Source organism: Streptomyces sp. NPDC028910 (assembly GCF_055564955.1).
Map to the genome: position 1 here is coordinate 12701 of NZ_JBVHVF010000030.1, position 16397 is coordinate 29097.

The following is a 16397-nucleotide window of genomic DNA, read 5'->3' on the forward strand; positions in this document are numbered from 1 at the left end:
CTCCCCCACCCCCTGCGGGCGGTACCGCCCGCCGCTACTCCGGCTTTCCGTCGCCCTTCTCGGCCTTGGCGGCCTTGGCCGCCTTCTCGGCATCGGCGATCTGGCGCTTGGCCGCCGTCGCGTAGATGTCGACGTACTCCTGGCCGGAGAGCTTCATGATCTCGTACATGACCTCGTCGGTCACCGAGCGCAGGATGAAGCGGTCGTTGTCCATGCCGTGGTAGCGGCTGAAGTCCAGCGGCTTGCCGATCCGGATGCCCGGGCGCATCAGCTTGGGAATCACCTTGCCGGGCGGCTGGATCTTCTCCGTGTCGATCATCGCCACGGGGATCACGGGCGCGCCGGTGGCCAGCGCCACCCGGGCCAGGCCGCCGGGCTTGCCGCGGTAGAGGCGCCCGTCGGGTGAACGCGTGCCCTCGGGGTAAATACCGAACAGCTCCCCGCGCTCGATGACCTCGATGCCGCTCCTGATGGCGGCCTCGCCGGCCCCGCGGGCGCCGGAGCGGTCCACCGGGAGCTGGCCGACGCCCTTGAAGAACGCCGCGGTCAGCTTGCCCTTGACGCCCGGGGAGGTGAAGTACTCCGACTTGGCGATGAAGGTGACCTTCCGGTCCAGCACGGCCGGGAGGAACAGCGAGTCGGAGAAGGACAGGTGGTTGCTCGCGAGGATCGCCGGCCCCTCCGCGGGAATGTTCTCGAGGCCCTCCACCCACGGCCTGAACGCAAGCTTCAGTGAACCGCCGATGGAGAACTTCATTGCGCCGTAGATCAACTCGAAAGCCTTCCTGTGTCTGTCGATCAGACCATATCCCCTGCCTCCCCCGGCAGCGGCCCGACGACCCTGGCCGGTGCCACCCCCGTCGCGTACGGTGAAGTCACACAGAGCAACGCACCCACCCGACGTCCATCATGATCAAGGAGACCCTGGTGCCCGTCCTCCCTGGAGCCGAGCCGTTCCGCCACGAGGGCGGAGAGGTCGGCGTCCTCCTCTGCCACGGCTTCACCGGTTCCCCTCAGTCGCTGCGCCCGTGGGCCGAGTACCTCGCCGGGCGGGGCCTGACGGTGTCACTGCCGCTGCTGCCCGGGCACGGGACGCGCTGGCAGGACATGCAGCTCACGGGCTGGCAGGACTGGTACGCCGAGGTGGACCGCGCCCTGCGGGAACTCCTGGACCGGTGCGAGCAGGTGTTCGTCTTCGGGTTGTCGATGGGCGCCGCGCTGACCCTGCGGCTGGCGGCCAAACACGGGGACGCCATCAGCGGCATCGTCCTCGTGAACCCGGCCAACAAGGTGCACGACCCGCTGGCCTTCGCCCTTCCCGTGGCCCGGCACTTCATCCGGTCGACGCCGGGCATCGCCAGCGACATCGCGAAGCCGGGCTCGGAGGAGGTCGGCTACGACCGGGTCCCGACCAGGGCCGCGCACTCGCTGCGGAAGTTCCTGCGGCTGGTCGACACCGACCTGCCGCAGGTGACGCAGCCGCTGCTGCTGCTGCACAGCCCGCAGGACCATGTCGTACCGCCCGTCGACTCGGCGCGGGTGCTGGCCCGGGTCTCGTCCACGGACGTCACCGAGACCCTGCTGGAACACAGCTACCACGTCGCGACGTTGGACCACGACGCGGAGCGGATCTTCGCGGACAGTTATGCGTTCGTCGGCCGACTGGCGGAGAGCGTGGGCAGGGAGGGGGCGCAGGCCGGTGGCTGAGCACGAGGAGCAGTCGGGCGGAGTCCCGCCGCTGGACGAGGAAGCGGCGTGGGCGGCGATCGTCGCCGGGTACGGGCAGGAGCCGCCGGACCCGCCGGGGGCGCGGCCGTTCAAGCCGATCGAGAACCTTCTCCTGCCGGAGGAGGACGTCAAACCGCTGCCTCCTGAGGCGGAACGGGGGACGGAGCCGGAGCCTGAGCCGGAGCCGCCGGCGGCACCGGCACTGGGCAGCTCGGTGATCTTCGCCCCGGGCGTGGGCATGGCGGGCCCCCGGGACCACTCGCTGGCGGAGCCTAAGGACGACGACCTGACTCCGGCGGAGGAGGGCCACTTCGTCCCGCCGGAGCCGGAGCTTCCGCCGGCGGACACGACGTCGAAGTTCGCGTGGCTGGCGGTGGTGGGCGGACCGGTGCTGCTGCTGCTCGCGGTGCTCCTGCAGTGGGACATGACGTGGTGGCTGACGACGCTGGGCATCGGCGGCTTCCTGGGCGGCTTCGCGACGCTGGTCGCACGCATGCAGCAGGACGACGACGAGGACGACGACCCGGGCCGCGGCGCGGTGGTCTGAGCCGGACCCAACGGGCTGCGCCCAGCCCCGGGGCTCCGCCCCCGGACCCCGCGCCTCAAACGCCGGCGGGGCTGAAAGATCAAGCCTCGCCGGCGTTTGAGGCGCGGGGTCTGGGGCGGAGCCCCGGTGCTTTTAGCCTCGCCGGCGTTTGAGGCGCGGGGTGCGGGGCGGAGCCCCGGGGGGCCGCGCCTGGAGTGTCGGGCTACGGCGCAGCCGGCAGGCGGAGGGCCGCCACCACCGGCAGGTGATCCGTCGCCGACCGCAGGTCCGTGGACGAGACCCCCGCCAGCCCCACCGGGACACCGCAGGCCAGGACCTCCACCCCCGCCGTCGCGAAGACCGCGTCGACGCGGCGTACCGGCGCCGACGCCGGGAAGGTGTGCTCGCCGCCCCACGGGGCCCGCGTCCAGCAGTCCTGCAGGACCTCGGCCAGCCGGCCGAAGGCCGTGCCGTCCGGGCCCTCGTTGACGTCGCCCGCGGCGATCCCGTGCGGGACGTCCAGCGAAGCGACCCGGTCCAGCAGCAGCCCCGCCTGGGCCTGGCGTTCCTCCCGCTGGAGCGACAGGTGGGCGCTGACGACCCCGACCCGCGCGGCCCCGATCCGGACCACCGCCGTGGCGAAGCCCCGCCGGTGCAGCCCGGGCGTGCGCGGCAGCAGCACGTCCTCGGTCCGCTCCACGAAGACCCGTAGCGAGCACAGCAGCAGCGGCCCGGCCGCCGTCGCGCCCCCGCCCAGCACCACCAGGTCGCATTTCGCGGCCAGCCTCGCCGCGTGCTTGCGCCACCGGAAGAACCGCGGCGCCTCCTGTACGAAGACCAGGTCCGGCTCGCACGCCCGGATGACCCGGGCCAGCGCCTCCTCGTCGTCGCGCAGCGAGCGGATGTTGTAGCTGAGTACCCGGATCACGGCGGAACCGTCCGGCTCCGTACGAGACTTCGGCAGCGAAGGCAGCAACTCGTCCATGCCCGCAACATACGCAGCCGCCCGCCGCTCCCCCAAGGGGCGCGGCGGGCGGTCCGGGTGGAAAGGGGGGCTCAGCCCTGGCGGGCCAGGTCCGCCGCGCCGACGAGCCCGGCCTTGCCGCCGAGCTGCGCGGCGAGCACCTGTGCGTGCGGACGCCAGGAGCCGCCGACGAGCCAGCGCTTGAAGGACTTGCGGATGGGGTCGAGGACGAGGTCGCCCTCGTCGGAGACCCCGCCGCCGACGATGAAGGCCGACGGGTCGAAGAGGGACGCCAGGTCGGCCAGACCCGCGCCGGCCCAGCGGGCCAGCTCGCGGAAGGAGTCGATGGCCACGGGGCAGCCCTGCCGGGCGGCCTGGCTGATGTGCTTGCCCTCGATGCCCTCGGGGGTGCCGTCGCCGAGCGCGAGGAGGATCGTCGCGTTCTCGGGGGTGGCGTTGGCGCGCTGCTTCGCGTACCGGACGAGCGCGCGGCCGGAGGCGTACTGCTCCCAGCAGCCCTGGCTGCCGCAGCCGCAGAGCAGGCCGTCCGGGACGACCCGGATGTGCCCGAACTCGGCGGCGACGCCGAAGCGTCCGCGCCGCAGCTTGTTGCCGATGATGATGCCGCCGCCCAGGCCGGTGCCGAGCGTGATGCAGATGACGTCCTCGTGGCCCTGGCCGGCGCCGAAGCGGTACTCGCCCCAGGCCGCGCAGTTCGCGTCGTTCTCGACGACGACGGGCAGGCCGATGCGCTGCTCGACCTTGTCCTTGAGCGGCTCGTGCCGCCAGTTGATGTTCGGCGCGAAGAGCACCGTCGCCCGCTTGTCGTCCACGTAACCGGCGGCGCCGATGCCGACGGCCTCGATGGTGTGGTTGCTGCTGACCTCGGAAACGGCGGCGCAGATGGCCTCCGTCACTCCGTCCGCGGTCGGCGGGGTGGGCACCTTGTACGTCTCAAGGATCGTGCCCTCTTCGTCGACCACGCCGGCCGCGATCTTCGTGCCGCCGATGTCGACGCCGATGGTGAGTCCCATTAGTCCCTCGGTTTCCGGTCAAACCCCGCCACGGCCAACGGTACCCGAGGGCGCCGGAGGTTCAGTCGAGATCGATCCGCTCGGTGGGGCCGGCGTCGGGGCCGTCGTCACGGGGGTCGCGGTCCCGGGACGTCGGCCCGGGGGCCGCGGGCTCGCCCCGCGTCCAGCGGCGCTCGTGGCCCTCGACGGCCGAACGGTAGGCGGCGAGCAGCTCCGAGCCGGCGGCCGCGAGATGGTCGAAGACCTCGGGGTTGCGCTCGATGACGGGCTTGGCGGCGGTTTTGGCCTGGTCGACGATCTGGCGCACCGCTCCCTGGGCGGCGACGCCGAACAGCGGGTTGTTCAGCCCGGAGACCTTGTCGGCGACCGCCTCGAAGAGCTTGAACAGCTCCTCGGCGGGGGTGCCGGTGGTCCCGGCGCCCGCCCGGCCCTGTCCGCGCAGGCGCTCCTTCTCGGCGGCGAGGTCCTCGGCACAGGCCTTGGCCCAGGCGTCGTCGTCGGTGGGGCGGTCGGTGGCCTCGCTCATGGCGGACTCTCCTGCGGCGGGTGCTGGGCGTGCGGTACGGGCTACCTTCGACGGTACCCGAACGGCGGTACGGAGTTCAGCGCGTGCGGGCCCGTTCAGCGCGTACGGGCCCGTTCAGCGCGTACGGGGCCACAGTCCCGGGTCCGGGGTGAAGCGGATGCGCAGCTCCCCCTCGGCCAGGGCCGCGCCGGAGACGGTGCAGCGGCGCAGGGCCGGCGGGAGCGGAACGATCCTGCGGTACGGGCCGGCCGTGAGCAGCAGCTCGTCCCCGCGGCGTACGAGGTCGAGGTCGCGCTTGTGGGCGCCGGGCAGCGGTACCACCCAGACGAGTACCCCGTCCTCGGCGAGCCGGTCCTCGACGGCCCAGGCCGGGCGGGGTGCGGGCACCGCCGGGACGAGCCCGTCCGAGGCGGCGAGCCGCTCCAGGTCCTGCGGGCCGCGGGGGTCGCGGCCGAGGTGGGCGAGCGCGACCACCGGGGTCTGCGCGGCCCATTCGGCGGCGTACTTCTCCTGCTGGCCGGCGAGCCCGGCGAGCCAGGGGTCGGCGGAGCCCTGCGGGAGCATCCGGTTGGCGACGACGGCGGAGAGGGGCAGCTGCTGGAGGGCGAGCCCGAGGCGTCCCAGCCGGAGCGCGTCGGCGGCGGCCGGGCCCGGTTCGGCGACCAGGCGCAGATCGGTGGTGTCGGCCTCGACGACGGCCTGGACGGCGGCGAGCTCCTCGTCCCAGCGGGCGGCGGCCTCGTAGAGCCACTGCGCGGGCATGGGCACGCCGGCCAGCTGGGCCAGTACGGGCCGCAGGGCGCGGGCGGCCTGCTTCTCGGCGGGGAGCAGGCGGGCGAGGTAGCGGCGCAGCTGGGCGGGGAGGGCGAGGGTGGCCAGGGCCTGGTGGAGCGGGGGCATGTCGACGACGACGAGGTTGATGCCGGGTGCGGCGGCGGCCCGTCGCAGGGCGCGCAGCAGGGCGAACTGCTCGGCGCCGGGCAGTTCGGTGAGCTCCTCGGCGCCGAGCGGCCGGGCCCCGACCGTGCCGAGCAGCGCGGACGCGCGCTCCTGCAGGGCGACGAGCTCGTTCCGGAACTCCTCGCCGGAGTCCACGCGGGCCACGCGCAGCCCGGGCGGGAGCGGGTCGCCGTGCGCCTCGCCGGGCGCCTCGCCGGGCGCCTCGCCGGGCGCCTCGCCGAGCAGCGCGGCCAGCGGGTCGCCGATGTCGCCGGACAGCAGCAGCACCTGCCGTCCGTGGCGGGCCGCGGCGAGGGCGGTGGCCGCCGCCACGGTGGTCCGCCCGGCGCCGCCGGGGCCGGTGATCAGCAAGGTGTGCGGCATGGTGCGGTGCTCCGGATCGATGGTGGGTGCGGCGCCGTTGCCGGGGCTCCGCCCCAGACCCCGCGCCTCAAACGCCGGCGAGGCTGAAAGGCCCCCCGCAGGGGGCCCGTCAGGGGGACTCGACGCGCTTCTTCAGGCCCGCCAGCGCACGGTCGATGATGACCTTCTCCGCCTTGCGCTTGATCATGCCGAGCATCGGGATCTTGACGTCCACGGTCAGCTGGTAGGTGACCTCGGTACGCGTGCCGCCCTCCACCGGGGTCAGCCGGTACGAGCCGTCCAGCTGGCGCAGCATCTGCGACTTGTCCAGGGTCCAGCTGACCTCGTCCGTACCCTTCCAGGTGTACGAGAGCGTGTGGTCGTCCTTGATCGCGCCCGCGTCGAGCAGCAGCCGGACCTTCTCGGCGCGCCCCTCGGCGTCGGTGGCCAGCACCTCGGCCTCCTTCACCTCGCCGGTCCACTCGGGGTAACGGGCGAAGTCGGCGATCACGGCCATCACGTCGCTGGGCGAAGCCTCGATCGTGATGCTTGAGCTGGTGTGTTCCGCCATCGCGGTCGCTCCTCCGGTGGAGTTCGAGGATGTGTGTGGGGCCTCCGGCCGCCGCGTGAAGGCTACCGCGCGTGCGGACTCCGCCACTCCAGCGCCTCCCGCACCACGGTGGGGCCCGCCACGGACCGGCCGGCTCTCACCATTCCAGGACCCACGGCCGGCCGGTGGCCGCGAAGTGCCCGACGTTCACGCACTCCGTGCTCCCGATCCGCATGCGCCGCGCCAGCGGCTGGTGCACGTGCCCGAAGAGGGCGTACCGGGGCCGGGTCCGGCGGATGGCGGCCAGCAGGGCCTCGCTGCCGCGTTCGAACCGGCGCGCGACCGTGTCGTAGCAGAGTTCGGGGACCTCCGGCGGGATGTGCGAGCACAGGACGTCCACCTCGCCGAGCGCCTCCACCTTGGCGGCGTACTCCTCGACGTCCACCTCGTAGGGGGTCCGCATCGGCGAGGGCAGCCCGCCGCCCACGAAGCCGAAGACGCGGCCGCCGATCTCCACCCGCTGCCCGTCGAGCACGGTGAGGCCGTCGCGGTCTGCGTACTCCGGCCACAGTCCCGGGATGTCGACATTGCCGTAGGTGGCGTAGGTGGGGCTCGGGAAGGCGGCGAACATCTCCGCGTACTGGCGGCGCACCGCGCCCTCGATCAGCCGCTCCCGGTCCAGCCCGGCCCACAGCTGCCGTCCGAAGGCGTGCGCCTCCTCGTAGCGGCGCGCGGTGCGCAGCGCGACGATCCGGTCGGCGCTCTCGACGCCGAACAGGTCGGGGAAGATCCCGCGCGAGTGGTCGGCGTAGTCGAGGAAGAGGACGAGGTCGCCGAGGCAGATCAGGGCGTCGGCGCCGTCGCCCGCCCGGGCGAGGGCCTCGGTGTTGCCGTGCACGTCGCTCACGACATGGACCCGCGTGCGGCTCGATCCGCTCGCACCGCTCTTGCCGTCCCGCATGCTGCCACCCATGCGGCCAACCCTAGGGGGGCCTGGTGGCGGCGGATAGAGGGGGTGGGAGAGGTGGCCGGACCTGCGGTTACTTCCGAGTCGCCGGTGCGGTCGACTACTGTCGGCACGTCAAGGCCGGCAGGTGCAAGTACAGAATGTGACGCACGGAACATCTGGCCGGTTCCCTCTATCGGGAACCCACTACTGGTGGGTAACGTCCGGTCGGTCCACATGGTGGCGATGGCGCCCAGAGGAGCAGCAGTCTTGCGCGAGTTCAGCCTTCCGGCCCTGTACGAGGTCCCGTCGGACGGGAACCTGACGGATCTCATCCGCCGCAACGCCGCTCAGCATCCAGACACCGCCGTCATGAGCCGCAAGGTCGACGGCCGGTGGCAGGACGTGACCGCGACCGAGTTCCTGGCCGAGGTCGAGGCCGCGGCCAAGGGTCTGATCGCGGCCGGCATCCGACCCGGCGACCGGGTCGCCCTCATCTCCCGCACCCGCTACGAGTGGGTGCTGATCGACTTCGCGATCTGGAGCGCGGGCGGCGTCACGGTCCCCGTGTACGAGACCAGCTCGCCCGAGCAGATCCAGTGGATCCTCGGCGACTCCGGCGCCGTCGCCGTCGTCGTGGAGAACGCCGGTCACAGCACGGCCGTGACCTCGCTGCGCGACAGCCTGCCGGAGCTGCGCGAGGTCTGGGAGATCGAGCGGGGGGCGCTGGACGCGCTGAAGGCCGCCGGCGCGGAGATCACCGACGCCGAGGTCGAGGAGCGCAGCAGCCTCGCCAACGCCGACGACCCGGCCACCATCGTCTACACCTCGGGCACCACCGGCCGCCCCAAGGGCTGCGTGCTGACCCACCGCAACTTCTTCGCCGAGTGCGGCAACGTGGTGGAGCGGCTCAGCCCGCTCTTCCGCACCGGCGAGTGCTCGGTGCTGCTCTTCCTCCCGGCCGCGCACGTCTTCGGACGCCTGGTGGAGGTGGCGGCCGTACTGGCGCCGATCCGGCTGGGCTGCGTACCGGACATCAAGAACCTCACCGACGAGCTGCAGTCCTTCCGGCCCACGCTGATCCTCGGTGTGCCGCGCGTCTTCGAGAAGGTCTACAACTCGGCGCGCGCCAAGGCCCAGGCCGACGGCAAGGGCAGGATCTTCGACGCCGCGGCCGAGACCGCGATCGCCTACAGCCGCGCGCTGGACGCTCCGGGCGGCCCGTCCCTCGGACTGAGGCTCAAGCACAAGCTGTTCTCCAAGCTGGTCTACAGCAAGCTGCACACGGTCCTCGGCGGGCGCGGCGAGTACGCGATCTCCGGCGGCGCCCCGCTGGGCGAGCGGCTGGGCCACTTCTTCCGCGGCATCGGCTTCACCGTGCTGGAGGGCTACGGCCTGACGGAGTCCTGCGCGGCCACGGCCTTCAGCCCGTGGGACAAGCAGAAGATCGGTACGGTCGGCCAGCCGCTGCCGGGCTCCGTGGTGCGCATCGCGGACGACGGCGAGGTCCTGCTGCACGGCGAGCACATCTTCAAGGAGTACTGGAAGAACGAGACGGCGACCGCCGAGGCGCTGACCGACGGCTGGTTCCACACCGGTGACGTCGGCACCCTCGACGAGGACGGCTACCTCGCGATCACCGGACGCAAGAAGGAACTCATCGTCACGGCGGGCGGCAAGAACGTCGCGCCGGCCGTGATCGAGGACCGGATCCGGGCGCACGCGCTGGTCGCGGAGTGCATGGTGGTGGGCGACGCACGGCCCTTCGTGGCCGCGCTGGTCACCATCGACGAGGAGTTCCTCGGCCGGTGGGCCGCGGAGAACGGCAAGCCGGCCGGTGTGACGGCGGCGCAGCTGCGCGAGGACGCGGATCTGATCGCCGCCGTCCAGAAGGCCGTGGACGACGGCAACGCGGCGGTTTCCAAGGCGGAATCGGTGCGGAAATTCCGCATTCTGCCCTCCCAGTTCACGGAGGAGTCGGGTCACATCACGCCGTCGCTGAAGCTCAAGCGCAACGTGGTGGCGAAGGACTTCGCGGACGAGATCGAGGCGCTCTACCGGGGCTAGACACCCCCTGGAGACGACCCCCTGGAGGCCCCGGGCCGCCGCCTAGCTCAGGTCCTCGGCGAGGATCCGGTCCATGTTCCGCTCGGCGAGAGCGGTGATGGTCACGAACGGGTTCACGCCGAGCGACCCGGGGATCAGGGAGCCGTCCACCACGTACAGCCCCTGGTACCCCTTCGCCCGCCCGTACGCGTCGGTGGCGTCCCCGAGGACGCAGCCGCCGAGCGGGTGGTAGGTGAAGTCGTCGGCGAAGGCCTTGTTGTCGCCGAAGAGGTCGTACCGGTACATCGTGACGTTCTTCCGGTTGATGCGGTCGAAGAGGTTCTTCGCCGCGTTGACCGACGGCGTGTTCTGGTCCCGCCGCCAGTTGAGGCGGGCCGAGTCGGTGGCGGCGTCGTAGGTGAAGTGCCCGCGCTCCGGATTCCTGGTGATGGCCAGGTACATCGAGATCCAGTGTTCGAGGCCCATGGGCAGCGGGGCGATCTCCGCGAAGACCGGGTTCGAGGCGTTGTCCCAGTCGTCGATGCCCAGGGCCGGCATGGTGGACTGGTGGGCGCCGACCGTGTCCCAGAGGTGGTTGGCGCGGGCGGTCATGACGTTGCCGTTGGGGCCCCAGCCGAGCCCGACCTCGTCACTGAGCGCGGGCAGCGCCCCGGTCTCGCGCGCCCGTAGCAGGATCTCGGTGGTCCCCAGGCTCCCGGCCCCGAGGAAGAGCTTCTCGCAGCCGAGTTCGCGGACCTGGGTGACCCGCCCGGTGAGGTCGCTGGTCCGCACCGTCAGAACGTAGCCGCCGGCCGGATCGGACCGTACGCCGACCACGCGCTGCATGGTCTCGATGGTGACGTTGCCGGTGCCGAGGGCGGCGGCGAGGTAGGTCTTGTCGAGGCTCTTCTTCCCCTGGTTGTTGCCGTAGATGACCTCGCCGGCCAGCGCCGACCTGGTGGCGGTGCCGGCCGCCTCGCGCTTCATGTACGCGAAGTCGTAGACGTTGGGGACGAAGACGGTCTTCAGGCCGGTGTGGTGGGCGTGCTTGCGGGAGATCCGGGCGAAGCGGTACCACTCCGTGGACTCGAACCAGGCCGGGTCGATGTCGTTGACCCCGAGCAGGGCGCGGGCGCGGGGGTAGTAGGTGCCGTACATCTCGTCGGCGTCGACCTGGGGCAGCACCTCGGAGAAGTACGAGCGCCGGGGCGTCGGGGCCATGCCCCCGTTGACGAGCGATCCTCCCCCGACGCCCCGCCCGACGTACACGGACATGTCGCCGTGGTGCACGCGGTCGAGGACACCGGGGTACGGGCTGATGTCGCGGTTGACCACGTCGAGCCAGAGGAACTGGGCGAGCGGGGCCTCGGTGCGGGTGCGGAACCACATGGAGCGGTGGTCGGGCGCGGAGGTGGAGGGGAAGACCTTGCCGTCGGGGCCGGGGGTGTCCCAGAGCCGGCCCATCTCCAGGACGACGGTACGCACCCCCGCCCGCCCGAGCCGCAGGGCGGCGACGGCGGCCCCGTAGCCGGAGCCGACGACGACGGCGCGAGCGTAGTGGGCTGCGCCCGGCTCGGCCGCGGAGGCGGAGGCGGGGCCGATCCTTGTGAAGCCGAGGGCGGCGGCGGTCTGGAGAGCGGCCAGCCCCAGGAAGTGACGGCGCGTCAGTTTTGGTGTCATGGCCGCATGATGGGCGGAACCCAGCCGTCCGGCCAGACGCCGTCTTGACAGGTATCCGAGAGACAGTCAGCCGTGGCTGCGCGGTCCCGCGACGTCGGCTCCGCCGCTGGGGCGCCGCCCCAGACCCCGCTCCTCAAACGCCGGAGGGGCTGAATGTGCGCAGACGGCGGGGCGGGAAATCCAGCCGCCGGCGTTTGAGGCGCGGGGGTTCGGGGGCGGAGTCCCCGGGAGCGGCGGCTAGAGCAGTTCGCGCAGGCGGTCCGCCAGGAGGTCCCAGCGCCACTTCTCCTCGACCCACGCGCGCCCGCGTTCGCCCATGCGCGCCCGCAGGGCCGGGTCCTGGAGGAGGGCGACGACGCGGTCCGCCGTGTCGTCGGGGGCCCCGCCCCGGACGACCCAGCCCGTCTCGCCGTCCAGCACCGCGTCCGGCGCCCCGCCCGAGTCGCCCGCGATCACCGGCAGACCCGTGGCCGAAGCCTCCAGGTAGACGATCCCGAGCCCCTCCACGTCCAGCCCCCCGCGCCGGGTCCGGCACGGCATCGCGAAGACGTCCCCGGCCCCGTAGTGGGCGGGGAGTTCCGCCCACGGGACGGCTCCGGTGAAGACGACGGAGTCCGCGACGCCCGTCGAGACGGCCAGCGCCCGCAGGTCCGCCTCGTACGGCCCGCCGCCCACGATCAGCAGCACCGCGTCCGGCGCCGCCGCCAGGATCCGCGGCATCGCCTCGATGAGCGTGTCCTGCCCCTTCCGCGGCACCAGCCGGGAGACGCAGACGACCACCGGCCGGTCGGTCAGTCCGAGCCGCGCCCGGACCTCCGCCCCGCCCGACTCCGGGTGGAAGGTCTTCTCGTCCACCCCCGGCGGGAGCTGGACCATCCGGGCCGACGCCCGCTCCGTCACCGCCGAGGCGATCCGCGAGCGCGTGTACTCCCCCAGGTAGGTCAGCGTGTCCGTGCCCTCGCCGATCCGCCGCAGCAGCTGCCGCGCGGCCGGCAGCTGGGCCCAGCCCGCCTCGTGCCCGTGGGTGGTGGCCACGATCCGCCGCGCACCCGCCCGCCGCAGCGCCGGGCCCATCAGTCCGAGGGGGGCCGCCGCCCCGAACCACACGGACTCACACCCGTGTTCGCGCAGCAGACCCACCGCCCGCCGCGTCACCCGCGGCGTCGGCAGCAGCATCGTCGTACGGTCCCGGACCACCTGGAACGGCTGCTCCGCGTCGAAGGCCGCGGTGGCCTCGCGGCCCTCCGCGCCGTGCTTCCACGTGGAGGCGTAGACCACGATCCGGTCGGGATCCAGCCGTAGCGCCATGTTGTGCAGGAAGGCCTGGATGCCGCCCGGTCGCGGCGGGAAGTCGTTGGTCACGATCAGCGTCTTGTGCATCGCTGCCAACGTACCGGACGCCCTCAGCGCAGCTCGTCGCGCAGTGCCTCCCGCCACTCCTTCGTCAGCCCGGCCGGGTCCACGTGCAGCGCCTCCTCCAGCGCGGTCCGCAGCGGCTCCCGGCCCGCCCGTTCGTACAGGTCCACCAGGGCCCGCTCGCCCCACTTCTCCGCGATCAGCCGGCAGACCAGCCACGCGCCCTCGTAGGCCCGGGCCAGCGCCTCCGGGTCGCCGCCGAAGGCGAAGTCCTCCGCCCGGGGCAGCTCGCCGGGCACCTCGCCCCGCCGTACGGCCCGGACCAGCGCCGGGGCGCCCTGCACCGGGGTCGTGGAGGCCCCGCGGTACGCCGCCCAGTCCGCGAAGCCCTCGGAGAGCCACAGCGGGGTCGTGGCGGAGGTCGCCGCCCGGGTGGCCACGTGGGTGACCTCATGGGTGAGGATGACGCGCCGGCCCGCCTCGCCCAGCTCGGCGTACCCCTCCGGGTTGATCACCACCCGGTCCGCGGGCGACGGCCCGGCGCCCACCCGGCCGGTGGTGACGGCCCCCATGCCCCGGTACGCGTCGGCCGGCCGGCCCAGCAGCTGCGCCATCCGCTCCAGGGATCCGGGGACCAGCACCACCACCCGCCCCGCCCACGGCCCGGGCCAGGCCGCGCTCGCCGCCGGCACCGCCCGGTCGGCCTCCGCGGCGATCCCGGCCAGCGCCTCGGGGGACTGCCCGGAGCCGCCCAGGACCAGGGAGTGCGTACCGCGGACCACCGCCACCGGGCCCTGGTCCCACAGCTGGGGCAGCGCGCCCGGTGCGGGCCGGTCGGCGCGCACCCGCCAGGTCCCGCCGGTCCGGCCGTCCGCGGCCCGTTCGAGTGCGAGCTCGCGCCCCGAGCCGCCGGGGGCCGTGTCGTAGCCGGCCAGCCGGTAGCGCAGCTCGGCCCGTACGAGCGCCCGTACGCCGTCCCGCCGTACCGAGGCGACCTCGTACGCCCAGCTGTCCAGGGGGATCCCGGAGAGCCGCTCGGGCGCCGCCCGCGACCAGTCGGCCACGGCCCGGCGGATGTCCCGTTCGGCGGTGTCGGCCGGCCGGCCGCCGCAGCCGGCGAGCAGCACGCACAGCAGGAGCGGCAGGACACGTACGACGCGGCGAGCGGGGAACATCCGCCGATCGTACGCAGGGACCGCCGGCCCGGACCCGGGTCAGGGGCGGGTGACCGACGAGACAGGCATCATCCCGACGGGGTCGTAGCGCACCCGTGCCCCCGGGTACGGGGCGTGCACCACCTGGCCGTTGCCGACGTACATGCCGACGTGGCTGGCGTCCGAGCGGTACGTCACCAGGTCGCCCGGTCGCGCCTGGGACAGCGGCACCTGCCGGCCGGCGTACCGCTGGGCCTGCGAGGTGCGCGGCAGGGCGACGCCCGCCTGCCGGTACGACCAGACCATCAGGCCCGAGCAGTCGAAGCCGGAGGGGCCGGTGGAGCCCCACACGTAGGGCCGGCCGACCGCGGCCCGGGCCGCCATCACGGCGGTCGCGGCGCGCCCCGAGGTCGGGCCGAGGGAGGACAGGTCGGGCAGCGCGTCGGGGCGGCCGCCGGAGCGCGAGGAGCGCTCGAAGTCGGCCCGCTCCTCGGACGGCATGGCGTTGAGCAGCCGCCGGGCGGCCGCGAGCTTCGCGGTGACGGAGCGCTTGTGCCGGGCCACGTCGGAGCGCAGGGCGTCGAGTTCGGCGAGCTTGCGGGATGCCTCCTGGCGCTCCTGGCCGAGTCGGCGCTGCTCCTCGCGGAGTTCGTCGAGCTGGCGGGCCTGGCGGCCGGTGAGCCGGTCCAGGGCGGCGGCCTGCTCCAGGTACGCGTCGGGGTCCTCGGCCAGCATCAGCCCGACGGCGGGGTCGATGCCGCCGCTGCGGTACTGGGCCCCGGCGAAGGTGCCGAGGACGCCCCGCATGGTGTTGATGCGCTCCTGGGCCCGGGCCACCGCGTCCTGGGCCCGGTCGACCTCGACGCGGAGCCTGTCGGCCTTCTCGCCCGCCTCGTTGAAGCGCTCGGTGGCCTGCTCGGCCTCCTCGAAGAGCCGGTCGACCTGGGCGCTGGCACCTGATCTCGCGCTGCCGCCGGGCTCGTACGGGAGGCCGGGGGCCGCGCTCGCGGGTGCGCCCGTCATGGCGACCGCGGCCGAGGCCGCGGCGGCGGTGAGGACGGTGACCTTCGTGTTCCGGTCGAGGCTGCCGAGCCCGGGCCGGCGATGGGACGCCACGTGAAACCGCTCCCTTCCGCTGGGCGGGGCCCGGGTCCGCCCCCCGTGGACGGCCGTGTGCCGGGTTCCGCGCTGGCAGACAGTAGCCGCGCGATCGGGCACCGGCCAACGACCGTCGCGGGGCACGCACAGTGACGCCCCGCAGGAGACGCAGGTCACCGGCGGGGCGTGTGGTCAGAGCGCGGCCTCGGAATTCGCCCGGATGGGCGGTGTACGGCGCGTCCTGCTGCGGGAGCTACGAGACGCGGACGCCGAACTGGAACGGCATGTTGTCCATCGACTCGTACTTGACGCCGCCGCGCGGGTTGGAGGCGTGCAGGGTCATGTTGTTGCCCGCGTACAGGCCGACGTGGTGCAGGTCCCCGTAGAAGAAGACGAGGTCACCGGGCTGGAGCTGGCTCCGGCTGATGCGGGTGCCGTCGTTCGCCTGGGTGTAGGTGGTGCGGCTGATGCTGACGCCGGCCTGCTTGTACGCCCACTGGGTCAGGCCCGAGCAGTCGAAGGCGCTGGGGCCCTCGGCGCCGGATATGTACGCGCTGCCGACCTTGGTCTTGGCGGCGTTGAGGGCGGCGCCGGCGCGGCCCGAGGCGCTGACGTTGCCGAGGTCGACGCGCTGGCCGTCGGCGCGGCTGGCGCGCGACTCCTCGTCCTTGAGCGCGGCGCGCTCCTGCGCGGTCAGGGTGTTGAGCAGGGCCTGGGCCTCGGCGAGCTTGTCCTGCGAGACCTTCTTCTTCTCGCCGAGCTCCTTGCGGGTGGCGTCGAGGTCGGCGAGCTTGCCGGCGGCCTCCTGGCGCTGCTGCGCGAGGGTGCGCTGCTTGGCCTGGATCCGCTGGACCGCCTCGACCTGCTTGCCGCTCAGGTGCTCCAGGGAGGAGGCCTTGTCGAGGTAGCTGTCGGGGTCCTCGGAGAGGAGGAGGGCGAGGGAGGGGTCGATGCCGCCGTTGCGGTACTGGGCGCTCGCCATCGAACCGAGCGTGTTGCGCAGGTCGTTGAGGTCGCCCTGGCCTCGTGCGACCTGGTCCTGGAGCTGCCCGATCTCCTTTTCGAGCTTCTCCTGGCGTTCCTTGGCCCCGTTGAACTTCTCGGTGGCCTGTTCCGCCTCTTCGTAGAGCGCGTCGACCTGGGTCTTGACCTCGTCCTTGCTCGGCTTCGCCGGAGCGGCGGAGGCGGCCTGGGAGGAGAGCGCGACGGCCGCGGCCGCGGTGGCGGTGAGCACGGTCACACGAGCGCGGTTCGGCTGCTTGGGTCGACGGTGGGACGCCACGAAGGCGAGCTCCTTCTTCCTCTGGCCGCCGAGGAACGCAATTCGGCAGCACCTCCGCCGCCACCCCGAATGGGTGATCTACCGCACGAAGGTTTGAGCAGACCCTAGTGACCCATCTGTGATCAGTTCAAATCCTGCCGGGAAAAAAGTCGGTCTCCGACCAGGTTCTTTACCTACAGCGCACGCTGTGTGCCGAGCACTTGAC

At 73.0% G+C, this 16397-nt stretch carries 15 protein-coding genes; 3 read left to right on the forward strand and 12 right to left on the reverse strand.

Annotation, left to right across the window (positions count from 1 at the left end; translation table 11 throughout):
* Window positions 1–34 precede the first annotated feature (34 nt).
* Entirely contained in the window at window positions 35–772 is a 738-nt protein-coding gene (locus tag ACZ4TV_RS28335) for a lysophospholipid acyltransferase family protein (protein WP_468137872.1), read from the reverse strand.
* Window positions 773–927: 155 nt separating this feature from the next.
* Between ACZ4TV_RS28335 and ACZ4TV_RS28340 the strand changes: the two genes are divergently transcribed.
* Together ACZ4TV_RS28340 and ACZ4TV_RS28345 are read left to right on the forward strand one after the other, a co-directional pair.
* Entirely contained in the window at window positions 928–1707 is a 780-nt protein-coding gene (locus ACZ4TV_RS28340) for an alpha/beta hydrolase (RefSeq protein WP_468137873.1), read from the forward strand.
* Complete coding sequence (locus ACZ4TV_RS28345; protein ID WP_468137874.1) at window positions 1700–2275, forward strand: hypothetical protein; 576 nt, start codon at window positions 1700–1702, stop codon at window positions 2273–2275. The genes ACZ4TV_RS28340 and ACZ4TV_RS28345 overlap by 8 nt, the downstream gene beginning before the upstream one ends.
* Before the next feature lie 202 nt (window positions 2276–2477).
* Here ACZ4TV_RS28345 and ACZ4TV_RS28350 read toward each other — a convergent pair whose 3' ends face one another.
* The 6 genes from ACZ4TV_RS28350 to ACZ4TV_RS28375 all read right to left on the reverse strand — a co-directional run bounded on the left by ACZ4TV_RS28350 (window position 2478) and on the right by ACZ4TV_RS28375 (window position 7603).
* On the reverse strand, window positions 2478–3239 hold the full coding sequence (locus tag ACZ4TV_RS28350) for an endonuclease/exonuclease/phosphatase family protein (protein ID WP_468137875.1): 762 nt from the start codon (window positions 3237–3239) through the stop codon (window positions 2478–2480).
* A 71-nt stretch (window positions 3240–3310) separates the two neighbouring features.
* Window positions 3311–4252, reverse strand: coding sequence for an ROK family glucokinase (locus ACZ4TV_RS28355; RefSeq protein ID WP_468137876.1), 942 nt, complete (start codon window positions 4250–4252; stop codon window positions 3311–3313).
* Window positions 4253–4313: 61 nt separating this feature from the next.
* Window positions 4314–4778, reverse strand: a complete 465-nt coding sequence (locus ACZ4TV_RS28360) for a DUF5304 domain-containing protein (protein WP_468137877.1) — start codon at window positions 4776–4778, stop codon at window positions 4314–4316.
* Between the two features lie 114 nt (window positions 4779–4892).
* Window positions 4893–6101 carry an ArsA family ATPase gene (locus tag ACZ4TV_RS28365; RefSeq protein ID WP_468137879.1) on the reverse strand — a complete coding sequence of 403 codons (1209 nt, stop codon included), beginning with the start codon at window positions 6099–6101 and terminating at the stop codon, window positions 4893–4895.
* 109 nt (window positions 6102–6210) lie between these two features.
* Window positions 6211–6651 carry an SRPBCC family protein gene (locus tag ACZ4TV_RS28370; RefSeq protein ID WP_468137881.1) on the reverse strand — a complete coding sequence of 147 codons (441 nt, stop codon included), beginning with the start codon at window positions 6649–6651 and terminating at the stop codon, window positions 6211–6213.
* Between the two features lie 136 nt (window positions 6652–6787).
* The gene (locus ACZ4TV_RS28375; RefSeq protein WP_468137882.1) at window positions 6788–7603 is read right to left on the reverse strand and encodes a metallophosphoesterase family protein; all 816 of its coding nucleotides are present in this window, start codon (window positions 7601–7603) and stop codon (window positions 6788–6790) included.
* A gap of 243 nt (window positions 7604–7846) precedes the next feature.
* On the opposite strand from ACZ4TV_RS28375, the gene ACZ4TV_RS28380 reads away from it, so the two are divergent.
* On the forward strand, window positions 7847–9643 hold the full coding sequence (locus ACZ4TV_RS28380) for an AMP-dependent synthetase/ligase (RefSeq protein ID WP_468137883.1): 1797 nt from the start codon (window positions 7847–7849) through the stop codon (window positions 9641–9643).
* A 42-nt stretch (window positions 9644–9685) separates the two neighbouring features.
* On the opposite strand, the gene ACZ4TV_RS28385 is transcribed toward ACZ4TV_RS28380, so the two are convergent.
* From ACZ4TV_RS28385 to ACZ4TV_RS28405, 5 genes are all read right to left on the reverse strand, one after another.
* Window positions 9686–11302, reverse strand: coding sequence for a GMC oxidoreductase (locus ACZ4TV_RS28385; RefSeq protein ID WP_468137884.1), 1617 nt, complete (start codon window positions 11300–11302; stop codon window positions 9686–9688).
* A gap of 237 nt (window positions 11303–11539) precedes the next feature.
* A complete protein-coding gene (locus ACZ4TV_RS28390; protein ID WP_468137885.1) occupies window positions 11540–12682 on the reverse strand; it encodes a glycosyltransferase family 4 protein in 1143 nt (380 codons plus the stop codon).
* A gap of 23 nt (window positions 12683–12705) precedes the next feature.
* Window positions 12706–13833 (reverse strand): hypothetical protein, encoded by a 1128-nt coding sequence (locus ACZ4TV_RS28395; RefSeq protein WP_468137886.1) that lies wholly within the window; start codon window positions 13831–13833, stop codon window positions 12706–12708.
* 39 nt (window positions 13834–13872) lie between these two features.
* Entirely contained in the window at window positions 13873–14928 is a 1056-nt protein-coding gene (locus ACZ4TV_RS28400; RefSeq protein WP_468137888.1) for a C40 family peptidase, read from the reverse strand.
* 235 nt (window positions 14929–15163) lie between these two features.
* A complete protein-coding gene (locus ACZ4TV_RS28405) occupies window positions 15164–16192 on the reverse strand; it encodes a C40 family peptidase (protein ID WP_468137890.1) in 1029 nt (342 codons plus the stop codon).
* Between the last annotated feature and the right edge of the window lie 205 nt (window positions 16193–16397).